The organism is Pseudomonas sp. Tri1 (genome assembly GCF_017968885.1).
Lineage (GTDB): Bacteria > Pseudomonadota > Gammaproteobacteria > Pseudomonadales > Pseudomonadaceae > Aquipseudomonas.
On the sequence record NZ_CP072913.1, the window covers coordinates 1,054,256 to 1,079,230 of the forward strand.

The following is a 24,975-nucleotide window of genomic DNA, read 5'->3' on the forward strand; positions in this document are numbered from 1 at the left end:
GCGGGCAAGCTCCCCGCAGGGGATTGTCAGTGAACACAAGATTGGCGTTCACACCAATCCTATGCGGGAGCGAGCTTGCTCGCGATGAGGCCAGGGCAACCACCTCAAGACTTGGCGGGATACTCGCGATGCATCTGCCCAAGCAACGCATCCTTGTCCTGCCACAACTGATTGATCCAGCCCTGGAATTCCAGGCGATACACACCATCCTGATCGTAGTTCTTGCCGATGAACTGCGGCGGGATCTGCAGTTCCTGGAAATGCACCACCACCTCGTCCACCTTGCCGCAGAGCAAATCCCAATACCCCGGACGTCCGCCCGGATAATGGATCGTCACGTTGATGATCGACTCCAGTTGCTCACCCATGGCATCGAGTACAAACGCGATGCCGCCGGCCTTGGGCTTGAGCAGGTAGCGAAATGGTGACTGCTGCTGGGCATGCTTGCCTTCGGTGAAACGCGTGCCTTCGACGAAGTTGAAGATGCCCACCGGGTTGTCGCGAAACTTCGCGCAGGTCTTGCGGGTGGTTTCCAGGTCCTTGCCTTTCTTTTCCGGGTGCTTTTCCAGGTACGCCTTGGAATAACGTTTCATGAACGGGAACCCCAGCGCCCACCAGGCCAGGCCGATCACCGGCACCCAGATCAACTCCTGCTTGAGGAAAAACTTCAATGGCCGGACGCGCCGGTTCAGCACGTACTGCAACACCATGATGTCGACCCAGCTCTGGTGGTTGCTGGTGACCAGGTACGAGTGCTGGTAGTCCAGGCCTTCCAGGCCGCTGAGGTGCCAGCGGGTATGGCGCAGCAGGTTCATCCAGGCTTTGTTGTTGCTGATCCAGGTTTCGTGGATGTGGCCCATCAGCCAGTCGGTGCAGCGCTGGGCGGCGGGGAAGGGCAGCAACAGTTTGAAAATCGCCACGATGAACAGCGGCGTGCAGCAGGCGATAGTGTTCAGTGCCAACAGCAGCGAGGCAATCACGCCGCGCAATGGGGCAGGCAGGAAATCCAGCATTTAAATATCCAGGGGTCGGTTGGCGGCTTGGATCGCGGTCAGGGCGATGGTGTACACGATGTCGTCGACCTGGGCGCCGCGCGGCAAGTCGTTCACCGGTTTGCGCAGGCCTTGCAGCATCGGCCCGAGGCTGACGCAATCGGCGCTGCGTTGCACAGCCTTGTGGGTGGTGTTGCCGGTGTTCAGGTCCGGGAAGATGAATACCGTCGCCCGGCCGGCCACCTGGCTGTTGGGCGCCAGTTGCCGCGCCACGGTTTCGTTGGCGGCGGCGTCGTACTGCAGCGGGCCGTCGATCAGCAAGCCGTGTTGCGCCTCGTGGGCCAGCAAGGTGGCTTCGCGGACTTTCTCCACTTCCTCGCCACTGGCCGATTCGCCGCTGGAATAGCTGAGCATCGCCACCCGTGGGGTGATGCCGAACGCGGCGGCCGAGTCGGCGCTTTGCAGGGCGATCTCCGCCAGTTCCGCCGCACTGGGGTGCGGGTTCATCACGCAGTCGCCGTACACCAGCACTTCTTCGGGGAACAGCATGAAAAACACCGAGGACACCAGGGAGCAACCCGGCGCGGTCTTGATCAGTTGCAAGGCGGGGCGGATGGTGTTGGCGGTGGAGTGGATGACCCCGGACACGAGGCCGTCGACCTCGTCGAGCGCCAGCATCATGGTGCCGATCACCACGGTGTCTTCCAGTTGCTGCTCAGCCATCGGCGCGTTCAGGCTCTTGCTCTTGCGCAACCGCACCATGGGCTCGACGTAACGCTCGCGAATCGAGTCCGGGTCGAGAATCTCCAGCCCCGGCGGCAGTTCGATGCCTTGGGCACGGGCCACTGCTTCGACGTCGGCCGGTTTGGCCAGCAGCACACAGCGGGCGATGCCTCGGGCCTGGCAAATCGCGGCGGCCTGTACGGTCAGCGGTTCGCTGCCTTCAGGCAGCACGATGCGTTTGTTGGCGGCCTGGGCTCGCTGGATCAACTGATAGCGGAACACCGCCGGCGACAGGCGCATTTCCCGGGGTGTGCCACAGCGCTGGTGCAGCCACTTGGCGTCCAGGTGGCTGGCGACAAAGTCGGTGATGATCTCCGCGCGCTCGCGGTCGTCGATCGGGATTTCCTTGTTCAGGCTGTTGAGCAGGTTGGCGGTGTCATAAGAACCGGTGCTCACCGACAGCACCGGCAACCCGGCCTGCAAGGCGCCTCGGCACAGGTCCATGATACGTGGGTCGGGCAGGGTGTCGCTGGTCAGCAACAGGCCGGCCAGCGGCACGCCATTGATCGCGGCCAGGCTCACCGCGAGGATGATGTCGTCGCGATCGCCGGGGGTCACCACCAGTACGCCGGGCTTGAGCAACTCCACGGTGTTGCGCATGGTGCGCGCGCAAATGATGATGTTGCTCATGCGCCGGGTTTCGTAATCCCCGGCGTTGAGCACCTGCGCGCCCATCAGGTCGGCCACGTCGCGGGTGCGCGGGGCGTTGAGTTCGGGGCGGAAAGGGATGCAACCGAGCAGGCGGAAATCGCCGCTGCGCAACAGCGGCGAGTGTTCCTTGAGGCGTGCGGAAAACGCTTCCATGCTTTCGTCGGTACGGACCTTGTTCAGGATCACCCCGAGGACCTTCGGGTCCTTCGGTCCACCGAACAACTGGGCCTGCAATTCCACCCGGCCGGACAGCTCGGTCAGCACTTCGTTTTCCGGGGCCGACACCAGGATGACCTCGGCGTCCAGGCTCTTGGCCAGGTGCAGGTTGACCCGGGCGGCGTAACTGGCGTTGCGGGTCGGGACCATGCCCTCGACGACCAGCACGTCCTTGCCAATGGCGGCCTGTTGGTAAAGGGTGATGATTTCTTCCAGCAGTTCGTCGAGCTGGCCGTCGCCCAGCATGCGCTCGACGTGAGCCAGGCCCAGGGGTTGTGGCGGCTTGAGGCCGTGGGTCCGGGCCACCAGCTCAGTGGAGCGCTCCGGCCCGGTATCGCCGGGGTGGGGTTGGGCGATGGGTTTGAAAAAGCCGACTTTCAGCCCGGCCCGTTCGAGGGTACGCACCAGCCCGAGGCTGATGGAGGTCAGACCCACACCAAAATCGGTGGGCGCGATAAAAAAAGTTTGCATGCGGATTCTCTAAGGGTGCATGGCAAGGGCGAGGCTATAACTGCCGTCTACCGTCAATTCAGTCGCCAAGGTTATCGCTAACCGGGGCCTGTGCGCACCAGCCACAGTCAAAGGGCTGGCCTATTTTTTCAATGCGTTGCGCGGGGTCCAGCACCCAGGCACGGGACTGCCACGGTGGCTGGTGGCGCAGATGCTGGGTGTGGCCACAGGACAGCTCGGCCACCCAGTGTCCGTCTTCGTCCTGATGCAAACCCGTGACCGTCGGTCTGTTCGAGCAAGCCCGTTTGTCCGGGTTCCGTTCGCTTTCGGGCAAATCCTTGTTTAGACTTGTCCGTTCTTCATTCTTATGCAAAAGGTCTCGCCCCATGCTGATCGCCGCCAATAAGGCTGTCTCCATCGACTATACCCTGACCAACGACGCTGGTGAGGTCATCGACAGCTCTGCCGGCGGCGCTCCGCTGGTCTACCTGCATGGCGCAGGCAACATCATCCAGGGCTTGGAAAAAGCCTTGGAAGGTAAAACTGTCGGTGACGACTTGAACGTGACCGTTGAACCCGAAGACGCTTATGGCGAGTACTCCGCCGAACTGGTCAGCACCCTGAGCCGCAGCATGTTCGAAGGCGTGGATGAACTGGAAGTGGGCATGCAGTTCCACGCGTCGGCACCCGATGGCCAGATGCAGATCGTCACCATCCGCGATCTGGAAGGCGATGACGTTACCGTTGACGGTAACCACCCACTGGCCGGCCAGCGCTTGAACTTCAAAGTCAAGATCGTTGACATCCGCGACGCCAGCCAGGAAGAAATCGCTCATGGTCACGTCCATGGCGAAGGTGGCCATCACCACTGATTTCTGCGCTACGCTCAAGTGAACTGGAGAGGCGCCATACGGCGCCTTTTTAGTCGGTTGCTGTTAGCATCGTCCCAAGGCTGTTTCGAAAAGATATGCAAACCTGGAGTTCGTCATGAGTGCTTTTCACGACCTTAATCTGAAAGCCCTGGATGGTCAGGACCTTCCTCTGGCGCCTTTCAAGGGGCAAGTCGTGCTGGTGGTCAACGTCGCCTCCAAATGTGGCCTGACGCCGCAGTACGCTGCGTTGGAAAATCTCTACCAGCAATACAAGGCCAAAGGCTTCACCGTGCTGGGCCTGCCCTGCAATCAGTTCGCCGGGCAAGAACCGGGGACGGAGCAGGATATCCAAGCGTTCTGCAGCCTCAACTACGGCGTGTCATTTCCGCTGTCCAGCAAGCTGGAAGTGAACGGTCATGGCCGTCATCAGTTGTACCGCCTGCTGGCGGGCGAGGGCGCCGAGTTTCCCGGGGACATTACCTGGAACTTCGAAAAATTCCTGCTCGGCAAGGACGGTCGGGTGTTGGCGCGTTTTTCGCCACGCACGGCGCCTGATGATCCGGCCGTGATCCAGGCGATCGAGAAAGCGTTGGTCTGAAAGCCAGGCAGCAAACCCTGTAGCGAGGGGATGAATCACCTCGCCACAGGTCATGCGCCTGGCTTACGTTGGATCCAGCCCACCGAATGTCGATCATCTTGGCTACCTTCTGATCCTTGATCACCCAAATCAATAGTGCTACCCAGCACTGGGCATGCCACATATTATCGCCGTCATATCGACCTGCGACCTTGTCCCGTGGAGTGCCCCCATGCCTGCAAAAGCCTTGTTCAAACCCTTCCACCTCGGCACATTCGAGCTGCCGACCCGGGTGGTGATGGCGCCAATGACTCGTTCGTTTTCGCCCGGCGGCGTGCCCAATGCCAAGGTCGTCGAGTATTACCGTCGTCGCGCGGCGGCCGGGGTCGGCTTGATCATCACCGAGGGCACGACCGTTGGGCACAAGGCCTCCAATGGTTATCCGAACGTCCCGCATTTCTATGGCGATGCTGCGCTGGCCGGTTGGAAAAAAGTGGTGGATGCCGTGCACGCCGAAGGCGGCAAGATCGTTCCGCAGTTGTGGCATGTGGGCAACGTGCGACGCCTCGGCACCGAGCCGGATGCCAGCGTGCCGGGCTATGGTCCGACCGAAAAGCTCAAGGACGGTCAGGTGGTGGTCCACGGCATGACTCAGGCCGATATCGACGAGGTCATCGCCGCGTTCGCCCAGGCAGCGAAAGATGCCCAGAGCATCGGCATGGACGGTGTGGAAATTCATGGCGCCCACGGTTACCTGGTGGACCAATTCTTCTGGGAAGGCAGCAACCAGCGCACCGACGGCTACGGCGGTAGTCTGGCCAACCGTTCGCGCTTCGCGATCGAACTGATCCGTGCCGTACGCGCAGCAGTAGGCGAGGGCTTTCCAATCATTTTCCGTTTCTCTCAATGGAAGCAGCAGGATTACACCGCGCGCCTGGTGCAAACCCCTGAAGCCTTGGGCGAGTTTCTCAAGCCGCTGTCCGAAGCCGGCGTGGATATTTTCCACTGCTCGACACGGCGCTTCTGGGAGCCGGAGTTCGAAGGCTGCGAGCTGAACCTGGCCGGCTGGACCCGCAAACTCACCGGCAAGCCCACCATCACCGTCGGCAGCGTCGGCCTGGATGGCGAGTTCCTGCAGTTCATGGTCAACACCGATAAAGTCGCGCAACCGGCCAGCCTGGAGAAACTGCTGGAGCGCCTGAACAATGATGAGTTCGACCTGGTGGCGGTGGGGCGTGCACTGCTGGTGGATCCGGACTGGGCGCAAAAAGTGCGTGAAGGCCGGGAACAGGAGATCTTGCCGTTCAGTCGTGAGGCGTTGATGACGTTGGTCTAAGCGATACCTGAACTGACGCTATCGCGAGCAGGCTCGCTCCCACAGTGGTTCTGGGTTGAACACAAGATATGTGTCCGCTGGAGATCGAATGTGGGAGCGAGCCTGCTCGCGATGGCGATCTAAAAAACACTGAACAACTCAGGGCACGGTCGGCGCAGCAGGCATCACCTGCTCACCCACACAAACCCCGCGCAACTGCGCCTCGAATTGCTCGATCACTGACGCCCAGCCCTGGCGGCTGGCATGTTGGCGGGCATTGAGCCGCACGCAACGCAACGCCTCGCGCTCCTCCAGCAGCCAACGGGCTGCATCGCAGAACGCTTCCTCGTCCCCTGGCATCGCCAGCACGCCGTTGTAACCATGGCGGATGTGCTGCGCCGCGGCGGCTTGATCGTAGGCCACCACGGCCAGTCCGGATGCCAGCGCCTCCAATACGACATTGCCGAAGGTCTCGGTCAGGCTCGGAAAGACAAACACATCCCCTGACGCATAGTGGCTGGCCAGCGCTTCGCCGCGCTGGGCCCCACAAAAGATCGCACCGGGCAGTTGCTGTTCCAGCACGACGCGTTGCGGGCCGTCACCGACCACCACCAATTTCATCCGCCGCTGTGGGAAAGCGCTGCACAGCGTGTCGAAACTGCGCTTGAGTAGCCCGAGGTTTTTCTCCTGGGCCAGACGCCCGACATGGATTACCGCGATGTCGTCATCGCCCAGGCCCCAGGCCTCACGCAGGCTTGCCGAGCGTTTGACCGGATGAAACAGCTGGCTGTCCACGCCGCGCGACAACAGCGCTACGCGTTCGAAATGGCGCCGTTCCAGTTCCAGGCGCTGGCTGAGGCTGGGTACCAGGGTCAGGGTGGAGCGGTTGTGAAACCAGCGCAGGTAATGGGTGAGCACACGACTTAACAATCCAAAGCCGTATTGCTGGGTGTATTGCTGGAAATTGGTGTGGAAGCCGCTGACCACCGAGATGCCCAGGCGCCGTGCCGCGCGCAACGCCGATAAACCCAGCGGGCCTTCCGTGGCGATGTACAGCACATCTGGACGATGACGTTTCCAGCGCCGCAACAGTTTGTGCACCGAAGCCTGGCCCCACTGCAAGCCCGGATACCCCGGCAGCGGCCAGCCCCGGCACAACAACTGATCGTCGCTGGCCTGGCGTGGATCACCGGCCTGGCGCGGACGTATCAGTTCCACTTGGTGTCCGCGTGCGCGCAGGCCGTCGTACAGGCGGCCCAGGGTATTGGCCACACCGTTGATTTCGGGCGCGAAGGTCTCGGTGACGAGCGTGATGTGCAGGTGTGTGGTCATGACCCCAGTGTCGACCGGGGCCATTTCGTCATTGTGACGCGAGGATGATGGATTTGTGACCGCTTCAGCCCTGACGGGCCAACGCGGTCTCGGCGCCTTGCTCGCGCACCCAGAACAAAGTCGCCCCGGCCACTGCCGCCGGCATCATCAGGATGTTGACCACCGGGATCAGCAGCACCAGGTACACGCTGCCGCCAAAGCCCAGGCTCTGCCAGCGTTTCTCCCGCAGCCAGGCGAGCATTTCGTTCCAGCCCAGCTTGTGGTTGTCCGCCGGATAGTCGATGTACTGGATCGCCATCATCCACACGCCGAACAACAACCACAGCGGTGCGGCGACGATATTGATCACGGGGATGAATGACAGCACGAAAAGCCCCAAGGCACGAGGCAGGAAATAGCCGAGCTTGCGCGCCTCCCGGGACAATGTACGGGGGATCATGGCGACCAGTTCGCCCCAACTGAAGTCCGGAAAGTCGTCGGTGCCACGGATGACCACTTCGACTTTCTCCGCGAGAAAGCCGTTGAATGGCGCGGCGATGATGTTGGCGAGCATGGTGAAGGTGAAAAACACCATCAGTACCACGAGCACCACGAACAGCGGCCAGAGGACGTAGCTGAGGAAGCTCAGCCAATCCGGCAGTGACGGCATCAGTGTGTCGACCCACAGGCTGAATTGATGGCCGGCCAGGTAGATCAACCCGACGAACAGCACCAGGTTGATTGCCAGCGGCAAGAGTACGAACAAACGCAGGCCCGGGCTCAGGACCAGCTTGAGGCCCTCGCGCAAATATTGCGGGCCGGACAGGACGGGGGCGGGCATGACAAGCTCCAAGCGAAGGTGAACGCGCCGACCTTACCGGCTTTGCCCTGTGTGGGAAAGCGGCGACATGGCGTGTAACAAAGGTTTATGGAAAGGGGTGCCCTATTGAACGGTCGTCTGCGGATAGAGCTCACCTATGAGCTGGATTGTTAATCCGTATTTCCTTAATCTTCCCACCCTCGATACGCTGCACCCATTCTTTTTCAGGACTGTCGAACCCAAGCCTTCCCCAAGTGCATCAACGGTCCTTTTTTATTTGCGCCGCTCACCCCGGCGTTCCGGCCCGCAAGGTCCGGTCAACAGGAGCAGGTCATGTCTGAAGTGCGTCATTCGCGAGTGATTATTCTCGGTTCCGGCCCTGCCGGTTACAGCGCTGCGGTGTATGCGGCCCGTGCCAACCTCAAGCCACTGCTGATCACCGGCATGCAGGCCGGCGGTCAATTGACCACCACCACTGAAGTCGACAACTGGCCGGGCGACGTTCACGGCCTGACCGGCCCGGCGTTGATGGAGCGTATGAAAGAACACGCCGAGCGCTTCGAGACCGAAATCGTTTTCGACCACATCAATGCCGTGGATTTCGCCGCCAAGCCGTACACCCTGACTGGCGACAGCGCGACCTACACCTGCGATGCCCTGATCATCGCCACCGGCGCCAGCGCTCGTTACCTGGGCCTGCCGTCGGAAGAAACCTTCATGGGCAAAGGCGTTTCCGCCTGCGCCACCTGCGACGGTTTCTTCTACCGCAACAAGCCAGTGGCCGTGGTTGGTGGTGGTAACACCGCCGTCGAGGAAGCCCTGTACCTGGCCAACATCGCCAGCACGGTCACCCTGATCCACCGCCGCGAAACCTTCCGCGCCGAGAAGATCCTGATCGACAAGCTCAATGCCCGTGTCGCCGAAGGCAAGATCATCCTCAAGCTCAACGCGACCCTGGACGAAGTGCTGGGCGACAACATGGGTGTGACCGGTGCCCGCTTGAAAAACAACGACGGCAGCTTCGATGAGATCAAGGTCGACGGCGTATTCATCGCCATCGGCCACACCCCGAACACCTCGTTGTTCGAAGGCCAGCTGGAGCTCAAGGACGGCTACCTGGTGGTCAAGGGCGGCCGCGACGGTAACGCCACCGCCACCAGCGTCGAAGGCATCTTCGCCGCTGGTGACGTGGCCGACCACGTCTACCGCCAAGCCATCACCTCCGCCGGCGCCGGTTGCATGGCAGCCCTGGATACCGAGCGTTACCTGGACGGCCTGCAGAACGCTTCGTTCTGATCCGTCAGGCATGAAGAAACCGGCTTCGGCCGGTTTTTTCATGCCTGGATTCTGTCGGTGCCCCCTGTGGGAGCGAGCTTGCTCGCGATGGCGCCAGGTCAGTCGACATCGATGTTGACTGATACACCGTCATCGCGAGCAAGCTCGCTCCCTCAGGTTTTTTGTGTGGTCAGAAACACCGCATTTCAGGCGAGCTTCGCCAGGCATGTTTCCAGAATATCCAACCCTTCCTCCAACACCACCGCCTCGGTCGTCAACGGTGCCAGCAGCCGGATGATGTGCCGCGATTTACCGCTGGGCATCAGCAGCAAGCCCGACTCTCGCGCCAGGGCCAGCAGTTGTGTCAGTTGCGCCGATGCCGGGCTGCCGTCGGCGTGGGCCAGTTCGAGGCCGCGCATGGCGCCGACGCCGGTCAGGCGGCCCAGGTATGGCGTCAGGCCACGGCTGCGCCAGGATTCGTAGCGGCTGACGATCGCTTCTTCCTGTTGCGTGCCCCAGGCTTGCAGGTTCGCGTCGCTCATTTCGTCCAGGGTTGCCAGTGCGGCGGCGCAGGCGATGGGGTTGCCGGAATAGGTGCCGCCCAGTCCACCCTTGGGCAGGTTGTCCAGCAGCGCCTTGCGCCCCACTACTGCGCCGAGGGGCACACCGCCGGCGATGCTTTTGCCCAGCAGAATCAGGTCGGGCTCAATGCCCAGTCGCGAGAACGCAAAACGCTTGCCGGTGCGGCCGAAGCCGGACTGGATTTCATCGATGATCAGTACAATGCCTTTGTCGTCGCAAAACTGCCGCAGGGCTTGGGCGAAAGGCACGTCCATCGCCAGGAAACCGGCTTCGCCCTGCACCGGCTCGACGATGAAACAAGCGACGTCGTTCACGTCGATCTCGACGCTGAACAGCCGCTCCATGGCCTTCAAGGCCTCTGCGCAGGTGACGCCGTTGTCCTGGCTAGGGTAGGGCAGGTGATACACCGGTCCAGGCAGTACGCCGACTTTCTGTTTGTAGGGCGCGACCTTGCCGTTGAGATTGAGAGTGGCCAGGGTGCGGCCGTGGAACCCTCCATCAAACGCGATGACGGCGGTGCGGCCCGTGGCGCCGCGTACGATCTTCAAGGCGTTCTCCGCCGCCTCGGCGCCGCTGTTGGTGAGCATGCCACTGACCGGGTAATCCACCGGTACAAACGCCGTCAGGCGCTCCATCAGTTCAATGTAGGGGGCGTGGGGCGCGGCATTGAACGCGTAGTGGGTCAGTCGGGTGGCTTGTGCGCGGATCGCCTCGACGATGCGTGGATGGCAATGGCCGAGGTTCAACACGCCGATGCCGCCGACGAAATCGATGTAGCGCTTGCCGTCGGTGTCCCAGACCTCGGCGTTTTTGCCGTGGCTGAGGCTGACGGGATGCACGATGGAAATCGATTGGCTGATGGTTTCGCTGCTCATGGATGACGGCTCGGAGGAAGGAAAGATTTCCTGTATCTAAGCCGCGAGCAGAGGGGCCCGGCAAACGAAATAAAGTTGCCGGGTCAATCTTAAAAGTCGGGATGTGGGTAGGTGTTGGTCAGCAAGGATGAATGGGGCCCTTGTGGCGCGGGCATAACCCCCCTCACCACAAAAAGCCGGGCTCAGATCAGCGCCGTTGCAGCGGCTGCGCCTCGAACTTCACACCCGCCAACCCATGGCCCATCAACGCCCGGATATTGCCGTGATCACTGCCCTCGGGCGTGGCCAGTACCGAACGATAGTGTTCGCCAAACGCCAGCAGCGCCTCTTCATCGCTCAAGCCCTCGAGCAGGGCCAGGCCCAGGGTCTTGCAGGAGCCTTCGTTCTGCCCGGCGGCGTTGTGCACGCCACCGTTGTCGAATGCTTGGGGCTGGTAGTCGTAACCGGCGGCGATAAAGGCCAGGGTGTCGGCGAAGACGTGTTCGCCACTCTTGAGACTGGCGCGCAGGGTGTTCAGGTCAGGCATCGGGTTTTCCTTTGGCGAACGCCGCTTGCTGTTCGGCGCTGGCTTCTTTTTGGTATTGGGCTTTCCACTCGGCGTACGGCATGCCGTAGACCACTTCGCGAGCGTCGTCGAGGCTGACCTCGATCTGGCGTTCATCGGCGGCGGCCTTGTACCACTTGGACAGGCAGTTGCGGCAGAAACCGGCGAGGTTCATCAGGTCGATGTTCTGTACATCCTTGCGGCTGTCCAGGTGGGCAACCAATCGGCGGAAAGCGGCGGCTTCAAGCTCGAGGCGTTGTTGATCGTTCATGGTGTTCTCTGGCGAACAGCTTCAAGCGGCGTGCTTCAAGCTGCGGGATGGATTGCAGTGGTGACAAGCTTACCGCTTGAGGCCTGCGGCTGAAAACGTGCAGCTCAGCGGCTCGCCGCAAGGGTGATCGACACCGACTCGGCAAATCGCAGTGCGTGGGGCTTGTCGACTTCGACCTCGGCATACAGCACCGACTCGTTGGCCATGACCAGGTCGAGCAATTCCTGGGTCAGGCGTTCGAGCAGCGCGAAACGGTTACCTTCCACATGGGCGATGATCGCCTTGGTGATAGTGCGATAGTTCAGCGCGTGGTCGATGTCGTTGTCACGCACCGCTTCCTGGGCGGCGTAGAGGATGGTCAGGTTGATCAGCACATCCTGCTTGTTGAGGATTTCATCCTCGTTGATACCGATGAAGGTGCGCAGGCGCAGGTCCTTGACCTTGATGCGCGCCATGGCGGGCTGAAGTTGTGGCATTTATTGGCTCCGTCGAATCAATTGCAGGAACTCCTGGCGGGTGGTGCTGGACTCGCGAAAGGCGCCGAGCATCACCGAGGTGTTCATGGTCGAGTTCTGTTTTTCGACACCGCGCATCATCATGCACATGTGCTGGGCTTCGATCACCACCGCCACGCCAGCGGCCTGGGTGACCTGCTGCACCGCGTCGGCGATTTGCCGGGTGAGGTTTTCCTGGATTTGCAGGCGGCGGGCGAACATGTCCACCAACCGGGCAATTTTCGACAGCCCCAGGACCTTGCCCGTAGGAATATAAGCCACATGGGCCTTGCCGATGAAGGGCAGCAGGTGATGTTCGCACAGGGAATAAAGTTCGATGTCGGCGACAATCACCATTTCATCGCTGTCCGAGGCGAACAGGGCGCCATTGACGATCTGCTCGACGCTCTGTTCATAGCCGTGGCAAAGGTACTGCATGGCCTTGGCCGCGCGCACCGGGGTGTCCAGCAAGCCTTCGCGTTCCGGGTCTTCGCCCAGGCCGATGAGGATCTCGCGATAGTTCTGGGGCAGGGATAACGCCATGGGGCATCCTCGAAACAAGGCTATTTGACGTGCCGCCCGCCGTTGACGGTCAGGGTCGTGCCGGTGACATAGGGATTGTCCAGCAGATAACGCAGGCTCTGGTAGATCACTTCGCTGCCGGGTTCGATACCCAGCGCCGACTTGGCCAGGGCCTTGGCACGGTAAGCCGCGTCGTCTTCGGGATTGAACAGTAGCAGGGCCGGGGCGATACCGTTGACCTTGATGGCCGGCGCGTACTTCGCTGCAAACGACAGGGTCAGGCTTTCGAGACCGGCCTTGGTGGCGCAATAGGCGATGTGTTTGCTGCTGCCTTTGCGTGTCACATCATCGCTGATGTGCACGATATCCGCCGGGGTTGAACGTTGCAGCAGTTCGGCGCAATGCAGGTTGATCAGGTAAGGCGCGAGCATATGCACCCCGAACATGGCATTGAAAGCGTCCGCTTCGTCGCCCGGGGCTTCGGCCAGCCACGCCGAGGCGTTGTGCACGATGGCCCGCAGGCGTTGGGTGTGCTGCTTGAGCTGTTCGATAAAACTCAGGATCCCGGCTTCGCTGGATAACTCGGCGAACAGCACGGTCGCCCCCATGTCACGCAGCGTCTGCACGCCCGGGCGTTCGGTGCGGTAAGTGGCGATCACCGGTTGGCCGTCTTCGAGCAATCGCCGGGCGCAATGCAGGCCGACGCGCTGGGCGGCGCCAGTGATCAGGATCGGAGCGGTGGCGCTGGACATAGGGCGGCTCGGTTCACGGCAAGAGCGAAACTATAACAGCGACGCGGGGCGGGTCCTATGTACAAAGGTGAATCCAGTGCTGTCTTGTGGGAGCGAGCTTGCTCGCGATAGCTGTGTGACCGTCAGCGAAGATATTGAAGGTCAGGCCGCTATCGCGAGCAAGCTCGCTTCCACAGTGGCGGCATCAGTGATTCTGAGCCGCCGGCAACGTCCGCTGTGGCGCGCCGTTGAGCCAGTTCGCCAGCAGATGGGTCGACATCGGGATAAACAGGTAGACCATCAGCGGCGTCAGGATCAGCGTGCTGATGAACACGCGGCTCAACAAGCCCAGTTCGCCCAGCAGTGGCCCCAACAGGAAATTGAACAACAGCGACACGGGAAAAAACGCGAGCCATATGGCCACGGCTTGTTTCCAGCGCGGCGGACGCTGGCCAACGGTGCCAAACCAACCATCGATACCACGCACCCGGTGTTCGGAGGGGTGGGCGAACAGATCGCTGCCACGTCCCAGCCAGGCCGTACGTGAGGCGGAATGTTCCCAGGTGTGCAGGGTCTGCTCGTCGGCGAAGCGGAAAATGATCTGGAACTCATCGTCCTGGGGCGGTGGTGCAAGTACGCCGGAGCCCAGGTAGCCAGGGAAGTCAGTGGCCAATCGTTCGCCTTCACGCAACCAGGCGATCAGGTCCTGATAGCGTCCATTGGCGACGCGGCGGGCAACCATCAGGGTGACGGGTGAGGTAGACATCATGCATCTCCGTAAGACAGGCGCGGCACTCCGGGTAGGAGGTTCGCGGGGGACGCCCCGGGGTGGTGGGTAGCGTCTGGTCACCAAAAAACAGGCAAGGATTATTCCTGATCGAACGAAATACAACAAAACTGCATATCGGTAATGTTTCTTGTTGTCATCATATGACTCGGAGGGAGTAAACTGGGATCCAATTTGCCAGCCGGACTTGTCTGCCAAAATGAGCGTAATCACAGAAGATAACTTCGTTTTCCAGGCGTCGGGTGCCTTCAAGCGGGAGGATTTGTTCCCCATCCGCGAAGTGGCGCGCTTGACCGGTGTTAACCCGGTGACCCTGCGCGCATGGGAGCGTCGCTACGGTCTGATCCAGCCCACCCGCACCGAAAGCGGGCATCGCCTGTATTCCTTGGGCGATATCGAAAAGGTACGTAGCATCCTGGCCTGGATCGAGCGCGGGGTGGCTGTCAGCAAAGTAGGAAAGATCCTGGCGAAGACCGAGTCGGTGCAGCCGGTCTCTGTATTGATTTCATCGGAGCTGGTAAGAGCCGACTACGCCCAGTGGCAACAACAGGTGGCGAACGCGGTTGGCACCTTTGACGATATAGAGCTGGATCGCATCTACGGACAGATTTTTTCCACCTACGCGGTCCCGATCATCTTCCAGGACATCCTGATGCCGCTCTGGCGACAACTGCTGCAACGCCAGCAGGAGTTCGGGCAAACCAGCGAATGGGTGTTCTTCGATGGCTTCCTGCGTTCGCGCATCATCCAACGACTCTTGTTCAAGCGCGAGGGCCATTCCCGACGAGTCCTGGTCAGCGCCATCTCCGGTCAATGCCGCGAACTCGAGTTGCTGCTCACGGCGCTGTTCTTGTCCAAGGCGGAAATCGGCGTCAGGGTACTGACGATCGGCCTACCGTTCGACGAGCTGACCCTGGTGTGCCAGAAGGTCCAGCCTTTGGCGCTGGTGCTGGTGTCCAATCATGCACCGGTTCCCGAGCTGCCCAAGCGCCTGGAAAAACTGGCCCTGAGCCTGGATTGTCCGTTGATGTTGGCCGGCGATGCGTCCGACCTGGCGCAGGACTGCCTGGCTGGATCGTCGATCGCATGTCTGGGCAATGAGGGGACCGTGATGCCCAAGCGCCTGCGTCAATTTCTGTCAGGCAACCTGGACACCTGAGCTAGAGATGCATGCTCGGATGGGTCAAGCGATGTTGTTGCAGGATGTATTGGCGCAAGCGTTCAGTCTCGTCCTGGTCATTCTGACTCAGATGGTAGGCAAATAACCCTTGGGCTGTTTCCCGCTCGAAGGTGCCTCGCAACGAAATTCTCTCGTAGCCTGACGGGCTGAACCACAAGGCGAATTGCTTCGGTGGCCTGGTACGGCTGCGGCTTTCCAGCAACACGCCTTTACAGGACACCTCATGAACCCAGAGAGGTCCTGGCTGGTTCCTGGCATCTTCCAGCGCCACTGGCTCCTCAAGCACTAAGCGCCATGGGCGTACCTTCGGTCCGTCCTCATAGATACTCGGCACACCCAGGCGCAAGTGCATCGCATGGAATTCGTCTTCCACCAGATGCAACGGGAAGGTCATCTGCTGGTTTTCGAAATTGGCTTGCAGCGTGACCTGCTCATTTGCCGCCAGGCGTGTCAGCAAGTCACGGATCTGCGATCCACCGTTTACCAACAAGCTCGACGTGACATCCCGCTCATTCAACTGCGGGTTGTGCTGCATGGTCCGGATGAAATCCAGTTCATCCTGGGTCAGTAGGGCATCGCGCTGCATGGTCTGCTCGAAATGATGATTTACATTTTCACTGGTGATTGTAGTGACTGACCGTTAATTCGTGGTTTTGTTTGCGCCGTTCGTCGCCTCGAGCCGGGCAATCGTCTCCCGCGCTTCGGCCAGTTCCTTTTCCAGCTGGGCGACGCGCTGTTGAGCCTTGACCTGGGTCGAGACGTCTTTCTGTACACCGACGAAGTAGGTGTGCCCATCCGCCTGGTTTTTTACCGTGGACAGAGACAACTCATTCCAGAATGGCGTGCCGTCCTTTCGATAATTGCGCAGTACCTCGCGGCAGGCGCCGCCTTCCTTCAAGGTCTTGCGAATGTGTTCGAGGGGAGGTTGGTCGCGATCACCCGACTGCAGGAACCGGCAATCCTGATAAAGGATCTCATCGCGGCTATAGCCGGTCAGCCGTTCGAAAGCCGGGTTCACATAAATCAGGATATTGTCTTCATCGCCTTCTTTTTCGGCGACGACAATCCCATCGTTCGAAGCATTGATGACCAGTTGCATCAGTTGCGCGTTGATCATGGAGAGAGTCCTTTGAACGTCCTTGTTGAAGCAGCATTCTAGAAGAAACCGTCTGGCTGTCCACTGGCCATTATGGGGCGCTGATTAAGAGCGATTCGCGCTCCCTGAAGGCGTAACTGTTACCATCTCGGTTCTTTTATTCAAGTTCAGGACCCGATTGATGAAAGTCGCCATCCTTTCCGGCTCGGTATACGGCACCGCCGAAGAAGTCGCCCGGCACGCTGCCAAGCTGTTTCGCGATGCGGGCCTCGAAGCCTGGCACGACCCTCGCGCCACCCTGGCGGATATCCAGGCATTCGGCCCACAGGCATTGCTGGCGGTGACCTCTACGACCGGCATGGGCGAGTTGCCGGACAATGTGATGCCGTTGTATTCGACCCTGCGCGACCAGTTGCCGGCGTTCTTTCGCGGCCTGCCCGGCGCGGTGATCGGCCTGGGTGACGCCAGCTATGGCGACACCTTCTGCGCAGGGGGCGAGCAGATGCGCGAGCTATTCGCCGAGCTGGGCGTGGACGAGGTGCTGCCGATGCTGCGCCTGGACGCCAGCGAAAGCGTCACCCCGGAAGCCGATGCAGAGCCATGGCTCGGCCAGTTGATCGATGCCTGGCGTGGTTGACGCCGTTGGCCGGGCATCTGGGCTACCGCTGCGCTGACCCGCTCGGCCAGTAAGCTGGCTGCCAATGCAACTACCGGCCCCGCTGGAGCTGACTAGACTGGATTTCTTGTGTATCAAGTTTCTATGACGAAACTCATATAAATAATAAGAAACCAAGAGGGGCCGAGCCGTGAGCGTAGCACCCATCCAATCGACACTCAGCATCAAAGACCAGGTCAGTGCAGCCGAATGGCAAGCCCGGGTGGACCTTGCCGCCTGTTATCGGCTTGTCGCCCTGCACGGCTGGGATGACCTGATCTTCACCCATATTTCCGCCAAGGTCCCCGGAACCGAAGACTTCCTGATCAACCCATTCGGATTGATGTTCCATGAGGTGACCGCATCGAGCCTGGTCAAGGTCGATCAGGCCGGCAATAAGCTGATGGACAGTCCCTACGAGATCAATCCGGCCGGCTACACCATCCACAGTGCGGTGCATGAGGTGCGTCATGATGTGGCTTGCGTGTTGCACACCCACACCGCTGCCGGCGTCGCGGTCTCGGCACAGAAACAAGGGGTGCTGCCGATCAGTCAACAATCGCTGTTCGTGCTGTCGAGCCTGGCCTATCACGCGTATGAAGGGGTGGCCCTGAATCATGAAGAAAAAGCCCGTTTGCAAGCGGACCTGGGCGACTGCAACTTCCTGATGCTGCGCAACCATGGCCTGCTGACGTGCGGCGGCACCATCGCCGATACCTTCCTGATGATGTTCACCTTCCAGCGCGCCTGTGACATCCAGGTCCTGGCCCAGAACGGTGGGGCCGAACTGATTGCCATCGAGCCGCAGATCCTGGCTGGCGCCCGGGCGATGATCGCCGGGGTGACCAGAAGCGCCCAAGGCATGGGCGGCGCACTTGCCTGGCCGGCACTGCTGCGCAAGCTCGATCAGCAAGATTCGGGCTACAGGAGCTGATGCCAAATGACCCAGATTCCCCTGCGTATCTGGCGCCAGCGCGGCCAGACCTTCATGTTCCAAGGCCATGCCATCCATTACTGGGTGGCGGGGCAGGGCGAGCCGCTGCTGCTGATCCACGGTTTCCCTACCGCCAGTTGGGATTGGCATTACCTGTGGCAGCCGTTGGCGCAGCGTTATCAGGTGATCGCGTGTGACATGCTCGGTTTCGGCGACTCCGCCAAGCCTACGGATCATGTCTACAGCCTGCTGAAACAGGCCGATCTGCAGCAGGCCTTGCTGGCGCATCTGAAGGTGAAGCAAGCCGTGCATGTGCTGGCCCATGATTATGGCGACAGCGTGGCCCAGGAACTGATCGCCCGACATGGCGAGGCGCGCGTGCAAATCGCCAGCTGTGTATTTCTCAATGGCGGTCTGTTCCCGGAAACCCATCGCCCGGTCCTGGCGCAAAAACTGTTGCTCAGTCCCCTGGGGTGGCTGCTGGGGCGGGCGTTCTCCCGGCAAAGCCTGGTTAAAAGTTTTCAGCAGATTTTCGGCCCCAACACCGCCCCCACCGAAAGTGAGCTGGATGATTTCTGGAGTCTGGTGCAAACCCATCGCGGTCCGCGGATCATGCACAAACTCATCGCCTATATCCCCGAGCGGCGGGTGCAGCGTGATCGCTGGGTGCAAGCGATGCAGCGCGGCGAAGTGCCGATGCGGGTGATCGACGGAGCGCTCGATCCGATTTCCGGTGAGCACATGGTGGCGCGCTACGAGGCCTTGATTCCAAACCCGGACACCGTGCTGCTGCCCGACATCGGTCACTACCCGCACACCGAAGCGCCGGTGCAAGTGCTCAAGCATTACCTGGAATTTCGCGAAGCTATCGCCATGCCGAGCAGGCAAATGGCTTGTTCATGACGATTTAGCACTGCAGGAGCAGACCTGTGGGAGCGGGCTTGCTCGCGAAGGCGTCGGCATCCATCACATGGGTTGACTGAAAGACCGCTTTCGCGAGCAAGCTCGCTCCCACAGGATGACAACAGGCCTTCCTCTTGCGCTCCCCCAAAAACTATGTGGAGCCTGCTTGCAATAGCGGTGCTGCTGCCAGCAGGGAAATCGAATATGCCGCTGTGGCCTGGGCCTGCATCATCCCCCCACCTTATCGGCCACCATTCACTCCCAACCGTGTTGATTGTGACCGGCCGACTTGTGCCGGACACTCGTGGTCAATGTCCTGTCGGCCTGCTGGAGTTCTGCCATGAATGAGTCTGTGCGCTTCGAAGATAAAGTCGTGATCGTCACCGGAGCGGGCGGTGGCCTGGGGCGCGCCCATGCGCTGCTGTTCGCCAGGCAGGGCGCGAAAGTACTGGTCAACGACCTGGGCGGTTCGGCGCAAGGGGAAGGGGCCAATGCTTCGGCCGCGGACCGGGTCGTGGCCGAAATTCGCGAAGCCGGCGGCATTGCCGAGGCCAATCACGACTCGGTGACCGATGGCGACAAACTCGTTCAGAATGCGCTCGACGTGTTTGGCCGGGTCGATGTGGTGGTCAACAACGCCGGGATCCTGCGGGACAAGACCTTTCACAAAATGGACGACGCCGACTGGGACCTGGTCTACCGCGTCCACGTCGAAGGGGCCTACAAAGTCACCCGCGCCGCCTGGCCGCACCTGCGTGAGCAAAACTATGGACGGGTGATCTTCACGGCGTCCACGTCCGGTATCTACGGCAACTTTGGCCAATCCAACTACGGCATGGCCAAGCTCGGCCTGTATGGCCTGACCCGCACCCTGGCCATCGAAGGCCGCAAGAACAATATCCTGGTCAATGCCATCGCCCCCACCGGCGGCACCCGCATGACCGAAGGCCTGATCCCGCCACAGGTATTCGAACAGCTCAAGCCAGAACTGGTCAGCCCGTTGGTGGTGTATCTGGCCAGCGAAGCCTGCCAGGAAACTTCTGGGTTGTTCGAAGTGGGCGGCGGCTGGATGGGCAAGGTGCGCTGGGAGCGCAGTCTGGGGGCCGGCTTCGACCCGCGCAAAGGTTTCTCGCCCGAAGACGTCGCCGCCCATTGGCAGCAGATCTGTGATTTCGAAGATGCGGTACACCCCAATGACAACCTGGAAGCGTTGAAGGAAATGATGGCGAACCTGCAGCGCTACAGCATCTGACTTCGCTACCTCGCCCCGTTGCCGTCAGACGCGGCAACGGTGGTCAGGGGAAGTATTTTTTCACCAGCGCCGCCAGGTTGGCGGCAGTCTCGATATCTATCACACCGTCATATTTCGCCTGCCGAAAGTGCAGCTGGAAGGCCCGCACCAGGCGCTGGAAACCCGCAGCGGTGGTGGCTGCCGAGGTGTCATAGCCATATTTCCTGAACAGCCCGAGCAGTTGCTCGCGGGTCGGCAATCCGTTGCATTGGTAGGCCTGCGTGTAGGCCCTTTGCGTCGGCTCATCGAACCAGGCGCCAATGCCTTTGGCGTACAACGCCTGCCAGGGAAACATCGGACCGGGGTCGCTTTTTCTGCCGGCAGCAATGTCCGAATGCCCCACCACGTTGACCGGGCTGATGTCGGGATAGCGCTCGAGGATGTTCAACGCCAGGTATTGGATTGCCTCGATTTGCTCGGGTTGATAAGGCGGGAAAGTAAATTGCCCTTGGTTGTCGGTGGCAAGGTTGACGATTTCTACGCCGATCGAGGTGTCATTCAAGTTATTGCGACCGCCCCAACTGCTCACCCCCGCGTGCCAGGCACGCTGGTTCTCGTCCACCAGATTGAAAATCTGCTGTTCCTTGAAACCTGCTTTCACATAGCTCGGATCGCTGATGTCCGGAACGAGGTAGTGGGCGCTGACCGAAGCACCGGTCAATGCGTTGATAGAGGATGAAAAGTTAGCAGCGGTGTAATGAAAGACCAGGAAACGAACTCGGCTGTTATAACCTTTTATTGATCGATAGCTGCTGTAGTCGATTGGCGTCATAGAGAACTCACTGAAGTTTAAAGTCGAAGCAGAATGCGGCGACTGACTTTCAGCCTATCAGTGAATTTTTAACGGGCACGTAGTGGGTTTCTCGCTTTGTTGTAGGAACAGGCGTTTGGATATCTGGGAATTGATCATTAATGGAAGCAGGGTGTGTACGCCATTTCTTATGGCGAACTCTGGCGGTGATGTAGGAAGTGAAAAACTTTAGTTGCGGATAAGTCGGCATACTAAAACAGCAGTTTTAGCACGACATTACAGAGGCTGACTCGCGTCAGAATTCATGCGGTGTATCGAGGTTCGTTTAACGAATCCTTGATGTGCGCCAGCAAATAACCACACATAAAAAAGGCCGCTGCAAAAGCAGCGGCCTAAACATGACGTTGCAAAGGAGCTACAAATCAACGTCGGTGTACACGGGATGATGGATCGATACGCCAATCCATCCGAAGGACGGTGCGTCAGGCACGAGGGGAGCCATGACGACTTGTGCTTGCAGGCCCGTTGCTCTGCAAGCCCGGCCAGCATAGGGATCGAGCCCGCTGGGAAACAGCCCGGATCCGGACATGCACCTTTGCAGGGCGTGCAACAGTCAAAAAAACGCGATGAATATGCGCGGCGCTGATAGTCCATCATCCAGTCCGTTCATGCCCGGCGCAAAGGCCCGTACCGCAAGGCCTGTCATCCTTTCGAGGTACAGCACGAATACCTCCTTGGTGCGCTTATCGCCCATGGCGGGCGGCAGTAGGGTGAAGCCTCTGTCACTCACCGGGGAAGACGCATGACAACAATAACAATGCGCGCCATCTTCAAGCCGCAGGCGCTGGCCGTCGCGGTGGCCTTGGGTTGCTGTGCCCAGGCGCAGGCCGTTTCATTCAACATTGGCGAGATCGAGGGGCAGTTCGACTCCTCGCTGTCCGTGGGCGCGAGCTGGGGCATGCGCGATGCGGACAAGGACCTGATCGGCACGGTCAACGGCGGTAGGGGCCAGTCCTCCACCGGTGACGATGGGCGACTGAACTTCAAGAAGGGCGAGACCTTTTCCAAAATCTTCAAGGGCCTGCACGACCTCGAACTCAAGTACGGCGACACCGGTGTGTTCGTGCGCGGCAAGTACTGGTACGACTTCGAACTCAAGGACGAGAGCCGTCCGTTCAAGGACATCAGCGACAGCAATCGCAAGGAAGGCGCCAAATCGTCAGGGGCGCAGATCCTCGATGCCTTCGTCTACCACAACTATTCCATCGCCGATCTGCCGGGCACGGTGCGCGCCGGCAAGCAGGTGGTCAGCTGGGGTGAGAGTACCTTCATCGGCAACTCCATCAACAGCATCAACCCGGTGGACGTGTCTGCGTTCCGTCGTCCGGGTGCAGAGATCAAGGAAGGCCTGATTCCGGTGAACATGTTGTTCGCCTCCCAGGGCCTGACCGACAAGCTCACCATTGAAGGGTTCTACCAACTGGAGTGGGACCAGACGGTTGTCGACAACTGCGGCACGTTCTTCGGCAATGACGTGGTGGCCGATGGTTGCACCAGCGGCTACACCGTGGGCAGCCCGGCGATTGCGCCATTCGTACCACTGACCCAGGCGTTCGGCCAGGGCATTGAGGTGTCCAGCGAAGGGGTCGTTATTCCCCGCGGCGGTGACCGCGATGCGCGCGATTCCGGCCAGTGGGGCACGGCGTTGCGCTGGCTCGGCGATGACACCGAATATGGCCTGTACTTCATGAATTACCACAGTCGCACGCCCACTGTTGGTACTACCACTGCCGGGCTCTCTACGCTGGCGGCCCTGCCAGGGATGATCGCGGTTGCCAACGGTATCTCTCCCGGCAGCGGTGCGGGCCTGGCGCAAAGCGTGATGCTGGGACGCGGTCAGTACTACCTCGAGTACCCCGAGGACATCCACCTATACGGCGCCAGCTTCTCCACCACGTTGCCTACCGGCACCGCGTGGACCGGGGAAATCAGCTATCGCCCCAACGCACCGGTACAGCTCAACACCAATGACCTGACCCTGGCCCTGCTCAACCCGATTGCCGGTGGCGCGGCCTCACCTATTGCCACCTCGGCAGGTGCGGACAACACCGGCTACCGCCGCAAGGAAATTACCCAGGTCCAAAGCACCATGACGCACTTCTTCGACCAGGTACTGGGCGCCGATCGCCTGACCTTGGTGGGCGAGGCCGCGGTGGTGCACGTCGGCGGGCTGGAGTCCAAGGACAAGCTGCGTTACGGCCGCGATTCGGTCTACGGCCAGTACGGCTTCAATGGCGACACCGACGGCTTCGTCACTTCGACCTCCTGGGGTTACCGCGCCCGGGCGATTCTCGACTACTCCAACGTGATCGGTGGTGTGAACTTCAAGCCTAACGTGTCCTGGTCCCATGACGTGGCCGGCTACGGCCCCAATGGCTTGTTCAACGAAGGCGCCAAGGCCGTCAGCCTCGGTGTCGATGCCGATTACCGCAATACCTACACCGCCAGCCTCAGCTACACCGACTTTTTCGGCGGCGATTACAACGTTCTCAAAGACCGCGATTTCCTCGCGTTGAGCTTTGGCGTGAACTTCTGATCTGGCTGACAAGGAAAACCCTATGCGCAAGATGATTCTGCAATGCGGTGCCCTGGCCCTGAGCCTGCTGGCCGCGAACGTGATGGCGGCAGTCTCGCCGGATGAAGCGAACAAGCTGGGCACCACGCTCACGCCAATCGGTGCGGAAAAGGCCGGCAACGCCGATGGTTCGATCCCGGCCTGGACCGGCGGTATTCCCAAAAACGCCGGTGCGGTGGACAGCAAAGGCTTCCTCGCGGATCCGTTCGCCAATGAAAAACCACTGTTCACCATCACCGCTGCGACCGTGGACAAGTACAAGGACAAGCTGTCCGAAGGCCAGGTCGCGATGTTCAAGCGCTACCCGGAAACCTACAAGATCCCGGTCTATCCGACGCACCGCAGCGTGGGCCTGCCGCCGGAAATCTACGAAGCGGCCAAGCGCAGTGCGCTTAATGTGAACGCGATCAACGACGGTAACGGCCTGGCCAATTTCACTGGCAACCGCTACTACGCGTTCCCGATTCCCAAGAACGGCGTGGAAGTGCTGTGGAACCACGTTACCCGCTATCACGGCGGCAACTTGCGGCGGGTCATTACCCAGGCCACCCCGCAAACCAATGGCAGCTTCACGCCGATCCGCTTCGAAGAAGAAATCGCCGTGCCATTTCTGATCAAGGACGCCGATCCGGAAAAGGCCAGTAACGTGCTGACCTATTTCAAGCAGTCGGTCACCGCCCCGGCGCGTCTGGCCGGTAACGTATTGCTGGTGCACGAGACTCTCGACCAGGTGAAGGAGCCGCGCCTGGCCTGGATCTACAACGCCGGCCAGCGCCGTGTGCGTCGTGCTCCGCAAGTGGCCTACGACGGCCCGGGTACCGCCGCCGACGGCTTGCGCACCTCGGACAACTTCGACCTGTTTTCCGGCGCGCCGGACCGCTACGACTGGAAGCTGATCGGCAAAAAGGAAATGTATATCCCGTACAACAGCTACAAGCTCGATTCGCCAAACCTCAAGTACGACGATGTGATCAAGGCCGGCCACATCAACCAGGACCTGACCCGCTATGAATTGCACCGGGTCTGGGAAGTGGTTGGCACGGTCAAGCCCAGCGAACGGCACATCTACGCCAAGCGCCACATGTACTTCGACGAAGACAGTTGGCAGGCGGCGCTGGTGGACCACTACGACGGTCGCGGCCAATTGTGGCGGGTGGCCGAAGGTCATGCGCAGTTCTACTACGACCACCAGAACCCGGGCTACACCCTCGAAGCACTCTACGACATCATCGCCGGTCGCTACATCGCGCTGGGGATGAAGAACGAAGAGAAGCACAGCTACGAGTACGGTTTCGAAGCCAGGGCGGCGGACTACACGCCGGCGGCGCTGCGTTCGGAGGGGGTGCGTTAAGGACTGGCGGTTGGAATGACAACTGTGGCGAGGGGGTGAGTCCCCGCCACAGAGTGGTGCCTGGCTGAAGGAAATCATGATGACCGGCAGTGAACCTGTCGGTCATTTTTT

26 protein-coding genes are annotated in these 24,975 nt (G+C 60.4%); 11 read left to right on the top strand and 15 right to left on the bottom strand.

What is annotated here, in order from left to right; translation table 11 throughout:
* Positions 1–104: 104 nt before the first annotated feature.
* Genes J9870_RS04490 through J9870_RS04500 form a run of 3 tightly spaced genes read right to left on the bottom strand, consistent with a single transcriptional unit; the run spans position 105 to position 3,510 of the window.
* A complete protein-coding gene (locus J9870_RS04490; RefSeq protein ID WP_210642872.1) occupies positions 105–1,013 on the bottom strand; it encodes an acyltransferase in 909 nt (302 codons plus the stop codon).
* Positions 1,014–3,113, bottom strand: a complete 2,100-nt coding sequence (gene pta / locus J9870_RS04495) for a phosphate acetyltransferase (protein ID WP_210642873.1) — start codon at positions 3,111–3,113, stop codon at positions 1,014–1,016.
* Between the two features lie 58 nt (positions 3,114–3,171).
* Positions 3,172–3,510, bottom strand: coding sequence for a DUF3565 domain-containing protein (locus J9870_RS04500; protein ID WP_210642874.1), 339 nt, complete (start codon positions 3,508–3,510; stop codon positions 3,172–3,174).
* On the opposite strand from J9870_RS04500, the gene J9870_RS04505 reads away from it, so the two are divergent.
* From J9870_RS04505 to J9870_RS04515, 3 genes are all read left to right on the top strand, one after another.
* Complete coding sequence (locus J9870_RS04505) at positions 3,479–3,964, top strand: peptidylprolyl isomerase (RefSeq protein WP_003205467.1); 486 nt, start codon at positions 3,479–3,481, stop codon at positions 3,962–3,964. The two genes, J9870_RS04500 and J9870_RS04505, sit on opposite strands and share 32 nt — an antisense overlap.
* Before the next feature lie 115 nt (positions 3,965–4,079).
* Positions 4,080–4,562: a glutathione peroxidase gene (locus tag J9870_RS04510; protein ID WP_210642875.1), complete on the top strand. Its 483-nt coding sequence runs from the start codon at positions 4,080–4,082 to the stop codon at positions 4,560–4,562.
* Between the two features lie 211 nt (positions 4,563–4,773).
* A complete protein-coding gene (locus J9870_RS04515; RefSeq protein ID WP_210642876.1) occupies positions 4,774–5,877 on the top strand; it encodes an NADH:flavin oxidoreductase in 1,104 nt (367 codons plus the stop codon).
* 138 nt (positions 5,878–6,015) lie between these two features.
* Here J9870_RS04515 and J9870_RS04520 read toward each other — a convergent pair whose 3' ends face one another.
* Both J9870_RS04520 and cysZ read right to left on the bottom strand, forming a co-directional pair.
* A complete protein-coding gene (locus J9870_RS04520) occupies positions 6,016–7,212 on the bottom strand; it encodes a glycosyltransferase family 1 protein (protein ID WP_210642877.1) in 1,197 nt (398 codons plus the stop codon).
* Between the two features lie 40 nt (positions 7,213–7,252).
* The gene (cysZ, locus tag J9870_RS04525; RefSeq protein WP_210642878.1) at positions 7,253–8,008 is read right to left on the bottom strand and encodes a sulfate transporter CysZ; all 756 of its coding nucleotides are present in this window, start codon (positions 8,006–8,008) and stop codon (positions 7,253–7,255) included.
* Positions 8,009–8,320: 312 nt separating this feature from the next.
* Between cysZ and trxB the strand changes: the two genes are divergently transcribed.
* A complete protein-coding gene (gene trxB / locus J9870_RS04530) occupies positions 8,321–9,283 on the top strand; it encodes a thioredoxin-disulfide reductase (RefSeq protein ID WP_030139882.1) in 963 nt (320 codons plus the stop codon).
* A gap of 185 nt (positions 9,284–9,468) precedes the next feature.
* On the opposite strand, the gene J9870_RS04535 is transcribed toward trxB, so the two are convergent.
* From J9870_RS04535 to J9870_RS04565, 7 genes are all read right to left on the bottom strand, one after another.
* Positions 9,469–10,719 (bottom strand): aspartate aminotransferase family protein, encoded by a 1,251-nt coding sequence (locus tag J9870_RS04535; RefSeq protein WP_210642879.1) that lies wholly within the window; start codon positions 10,717–10,719, stop codon positions 9,469–9,471.
* A 187-nt stretch (positions 10,720–10,906) separates the two neighbouring features.
* Positions 10,907–11,245: a HopJ type III effector protein gene (locus J9870_RS04540; protein ID WP_210642880.1), complete on the bottom strand. Its 339-nt coding sequence runs from the start codon at positions 11,243–11,245 to the stop codon at positions 10,907–10,909.
* Positions 11,238–11,534 carry a DUF1244 domain-containing protein gene (locus J9870_RS04545; protein WP_063324421.1) on the bottom strand — a complete coding sequence of 99 codons (297 nt, stop codon included), beginning with the start codon at positions 11,532–11,534 and terminating at the stop codon, positions 11,238–11,240. The genes J9870_RS04540 and J9870_RS04545 overlap by 8 nt, the downstream gene beginning before the upstream one ends.
* A gap of 104 nt (positions 11,535–11,638) precedes the next feature.
* Positions 11,639–12,010: a dihydroneopterin triphosphate 2'-epimerase gene (gene folX / locus J9870_RS04550; protein WP_003178065.1), complete on the bottom strand. Its 372-nt coding sequence runs from the start codon at positions 12,008–12,010 to the stop codon at positions 11,639–11,641.
* On the bottom strand, positions 12,011–12,571 hold the full coding sequence (folE, locus tag J9870_RS04555; RefSeq protein WP_210642881.1) for a GTP cyclohydrolase I FolE: 561 nt from the start codon (positions 12,569–12,571) through the stop codon (positions 12,011–12,013).
* A gap of 20 nt (positions 12,572–12,591) precedes the next feature.
* Entirely contained in the window at positions 12,592–13,302 is a 711-nt protein-coding gene (folM, locus tag J9870_RS04560; protein WP_210642882.1) for a dihydromonapterin reductase, read from the bottom strand.
* A 184-nt stretch (positions 13,303–13,486) separates the two neighbouring features.
* Positions 13,487–14,047 carry an antibiotic biosynthesis monooxygenase gene (locus J9870_RS04565; protein ID WP_210642883.1) on the bottom strand — a complete coding sequence of 187 codons (561 nt, stop codon included), beginning with the start codon at positions 14,045–14,047 and terminating at the stop codon, positions 13,487–13,489.
* A 220-nt stretch (positions 14,048–14,267) separates the two neighbouring features.
* Here J9870_RS04565 and J9870_RS04570 point away from each other — a divergent pair, with 220 nt between their 5' ends.
* On the top strand, positions 14,268–15,227 hold the full coding sequence (locus J9870_RS04570) for a MerR family transcriptional regulator (RefSeq protein ID WP_210642884.1): 960 nt from the start codon (positions 14,268–14,270) through the stop codon (positions 15,225–15,227).
* A gap of 1 nt (position 15,228) precedes the next feature.
* Here the strand turns inward: J9870_RS04570 and J9870_RS04575 are convergent, their stop codons facing one another.
* Positions 15,229–15,834, bottom strand: a complete 606-nt coding sequence (locus J9870_RS04575; RefSeq protein ID WP_210642885.1) for a hypothetical protein — start codon at positions 15,832–15,834, stop codon at positions 15,229–15,231.
* A gap of 54 nt (positions 15,835–15,888) precedes the next feature.
* On the bottom strand, positions 15,889–16,365 hold the full coding sequence (locus J9870_RS04580; RefSeq protein ID WP_210642886.1) for a PAS domain-containing protein: 477 nt from the start codon (positions 16,363–16,365) through the stop codon (positions 15,889–15,891).
* Between the two features lie 160 nt (positions 16,366–16,525).
* Between J9870_RS04580 and J9870_RS04585 the strand changes: the two genes are divergently transcribed.
* From J9870_RS04585 to J9870_RS04600, 4 genes are all read left to right on the top strand, one after another.
* Positions 16,526–16,981, top strand: a complete 456-nt coding sequence (locus J9870_RS04585; RefSeq protein ID WP_210642887.1) for a flavodoxin — start codon at positions 16,526–16,528, stop codon at positions 16,979–16,981.
* A gap of 169 nt (positions 16,982–17,150) precedes the next feature.
* Positions 17,151–17,933, top strand: coding sequence for a class II aldolase/adducin family protein (locus tag J9870_RS04590; protein ID WP_210642888.1), 783 nt, complete (start codon positions 17,151–17,153; stop codon positions 17,931–17,933).
* A gap of 6 nt (positions 17,934–17,939) precedes the next feature.
* Positions 17,940–18,836, top strand: coding sequence for an alpha/beta hydrolase (locus J9870_RS04595; protein ID WP_210642889.1), 897 nt, complete (start codon positions 17,940–17,942; stop codon positions 18,834–18,836).
* Positions 18,837–19,176: 340 nt separating this feature from the next.
* Positions 19,177–20,088, top strand: a complete 912-nt coding sequence (locus J9870_RS04600; RefSeq protein ID WP_210642890.1) for an SDR family oxidoreductase — start codon at positions 19,177–19,179, stop codon at positions 20,086–20,088.
* A 43-nt stretch (positions 20,089–20,131) separates the two neighbouring features.
* On the opposite strand, the gene J9870_RS04605 is transcribed toward J9870_RS04600, so the two are convergent.
* Positions 20,132–20,899 carry an N-acetylmuramoyl-L-alanine amidase gene (locus J9870_RS04605; RefSeq protein WP_210642891.1) on the bottom strand — a complete coding sequence of 256 codons (768 nt, stop codon included), beginning with the start codon at positions 20,897–20,899 and terminating at the stop codon, positions 20,132–20,134.
* Between the two features lie 781 nt (positions 20,900–21,680).
* Between J9870_RS04605 and J9870_RS04610 the strand changes: the two genes are divergently transcribed.
* Both J9870_RS04610 and J9870_RS04615 read left to right on the top strand, forming a co-directional pair.
* Entirely contained in the window at positions 21,681–23,474 is a 1,794-nt protein-coding gene (locus J9870_RS04610; protein ID WP_210642892.1) for a DUF1302 domain-containing protein, read from the top strand.
* Between the two features lie 22 nt (positions 23,475–23,496).
* A complete protein-coding gene (locus tag J9870_RS04615; RefSeq protein WP_210642893.1) occupies positions 23,497–24,864 on the top strand; it encodes a DUF1329 domain-containing protein in 1,368 nt (455 codons plus the stop codon).
* The last annotated feature ends 111 nt before the right edge of the window (positions 24,865–24,975 follow it).

Coding starts and splice junctions, on each gene's coding strand:
- J9870_RS04490 (WP_210642872.1), bottom strand. CDS start 1,013: ATGCTGGATTTCCTGCCTGCCCCATTGCGCGGCGTGATTGCCTCGCTG.
- pta (WP_210642873.1), bottom strand. CDS start 3,113: ATGCAAACTTTTTTTATCGCGCCCACCGATTTTGGTGTGGGTCTGACC.
- J9870_RS04505 (WP_003205467.1), top strand. CDS start 3,479: ATGCTGATCGCCGCCAATAAGGCTGTCTCCATCGACTATACCCTGACC.
- J9870_RS04500 (WP_210642874.1), bottom strand. CDS start 3,510: ATGGAGACAGCCTTATTGGCGGCGATCAGCATGGGGCGAGACCTTTTG.
- J9870_RS04510 (WP_210642875.1), top strand. CDS start 4,080: ATGAGTGCTTTTCACGACCTTAATCTGAAAGCCCTGGATGGTCAGGAC.
- J9870_RS04515 (WP_210642876.1), top strand. CDS start 4,774: ATGCCTGCAAAAGCCTTGTTCAAACCCTTCCACCTCGGCACATTCGAG.
- J9870_RS04520 (WP_210642877.1), bottom strand. CDS start 7,212: ATGGCCCCGGTCGACACTGGGGTCATGACCACACACCTGCACATCACG.
- cysZ (WP_210642878.1), bottom strand. CDS start 8,008: ATGCCCGCCCCCGTCCTGTCCGGCCCGCAATATTTGCGCGAGGGCCTC.
- trxB (WP_030139882.1), top strand. CDS start 8,321: ATGTCTGAAGTGCGTCATTCGCGAGTGATTATTCTCGGTTCCGGCCCT.
- J9870_RS04535 (WP_210642879.1), bottom strand. CDS start 10,719: ATGAGCAGCGAAACCATCAGCCAATCGATTTCCATCGTGCATCCCGTC.
- J9870_RS04540 (WP_210642880.1), bottom strand. CDS start 11,245: ATGCCTGACCTGAACACCCTGCGCGCCAGTCTCAAGAGTGGCGAACAC.
- J9870_RS04545 (WP_063324421.1), bottom strand. CDS start 11,534: ATGAACGATCAACAACGCCTCGAGCTTGAAGCCGCCGCTTTCCGCCGA.
- folX (WP_003178065.1), bottom strand. CDS start 12,010: ATGCCACAACTTCAGCCCGCCATGGCGCGCATCAAGGTCAAGGACCTG.
- folE (WP_210642881.1), bottom strand. CDS start 12,571: ATGGCGTTATCCCTGCCCCAGAACTATCGCGAGATCCTCATCGGCCTG.
- folM (WP_210642882.1), bottom strand. CDS start 13,302: ATGTCCAGCGCCACCGCTCCGATCCTGATCACTGGCGCCGCCCAGCGC.
- J9870_RS04565 (WP_210642883.1), bottom strand. CDS start 14,047: ATGTCTACCTCACCCGTCACCCTGATGGTTGCCCGCCGCGTCGCCAAT.
- J9870_RS04570 (WP_210642884.1), top strand. CDS start 14,268: ATGAGCGTAATCACAGAAGATAACTTCGTTTTCCAGGCGTCGGGTGCC.
- J9870_RS04575 (WP_210642885.1), bottom strand. CDS start 15,834: ATGCAGCGCGATGCCCTACTGACCCAGGATGAACTGGATTTCATCCGG.
- J9870_RS04580 (WP_210642886.1), bottom strand. CDS start 16,365: ATGATCAACGCGCAACTGATGCAACTGGTCATCAATGCTTCGAACGAT.
- J9870_RS04585 (WP_210642887.1), top strand. CDS start 16,526: ATGAAAGTCGCCATCCTTTCCGGCTCGGTATACGGCACCGCCGAAGAA.
- J9870_RS04595 (WP_210642889.1), top strand. CDS start 17,940: ATGACCCAGATTCCCCTGCGTATCTGGCGCCAGCGCGGCCAGACCTTC.
- J9870_RS04600 (WP_210642890.1), top strand. CDS start 19,177: ATGAATGAGTCTGTGCGCTTCGAAGATAAAGTCGTGATCGTCACCGGA.
- J9870_RS04605 (WP_210642891.1), bottom strand. CDS start 20,899: ATGACGCCAATCGACTACAGCAGCTATCGATCAATAAAAGGTTATAAC.
- J9870_RS04610 (WP_210642892.1), top strand. CDS start 21,681: ATGACAACAATAACAATGCGCGCCATCTTCAAGCCGCAGGCGCTGGCC.
- J9870_RS04615 (WP_210642893.1), top strand. CDS start 23,497: ATGCGCAAGATGATTCTGCAATGCGGTGCCCTGGCCCTGAGCCTGCTG.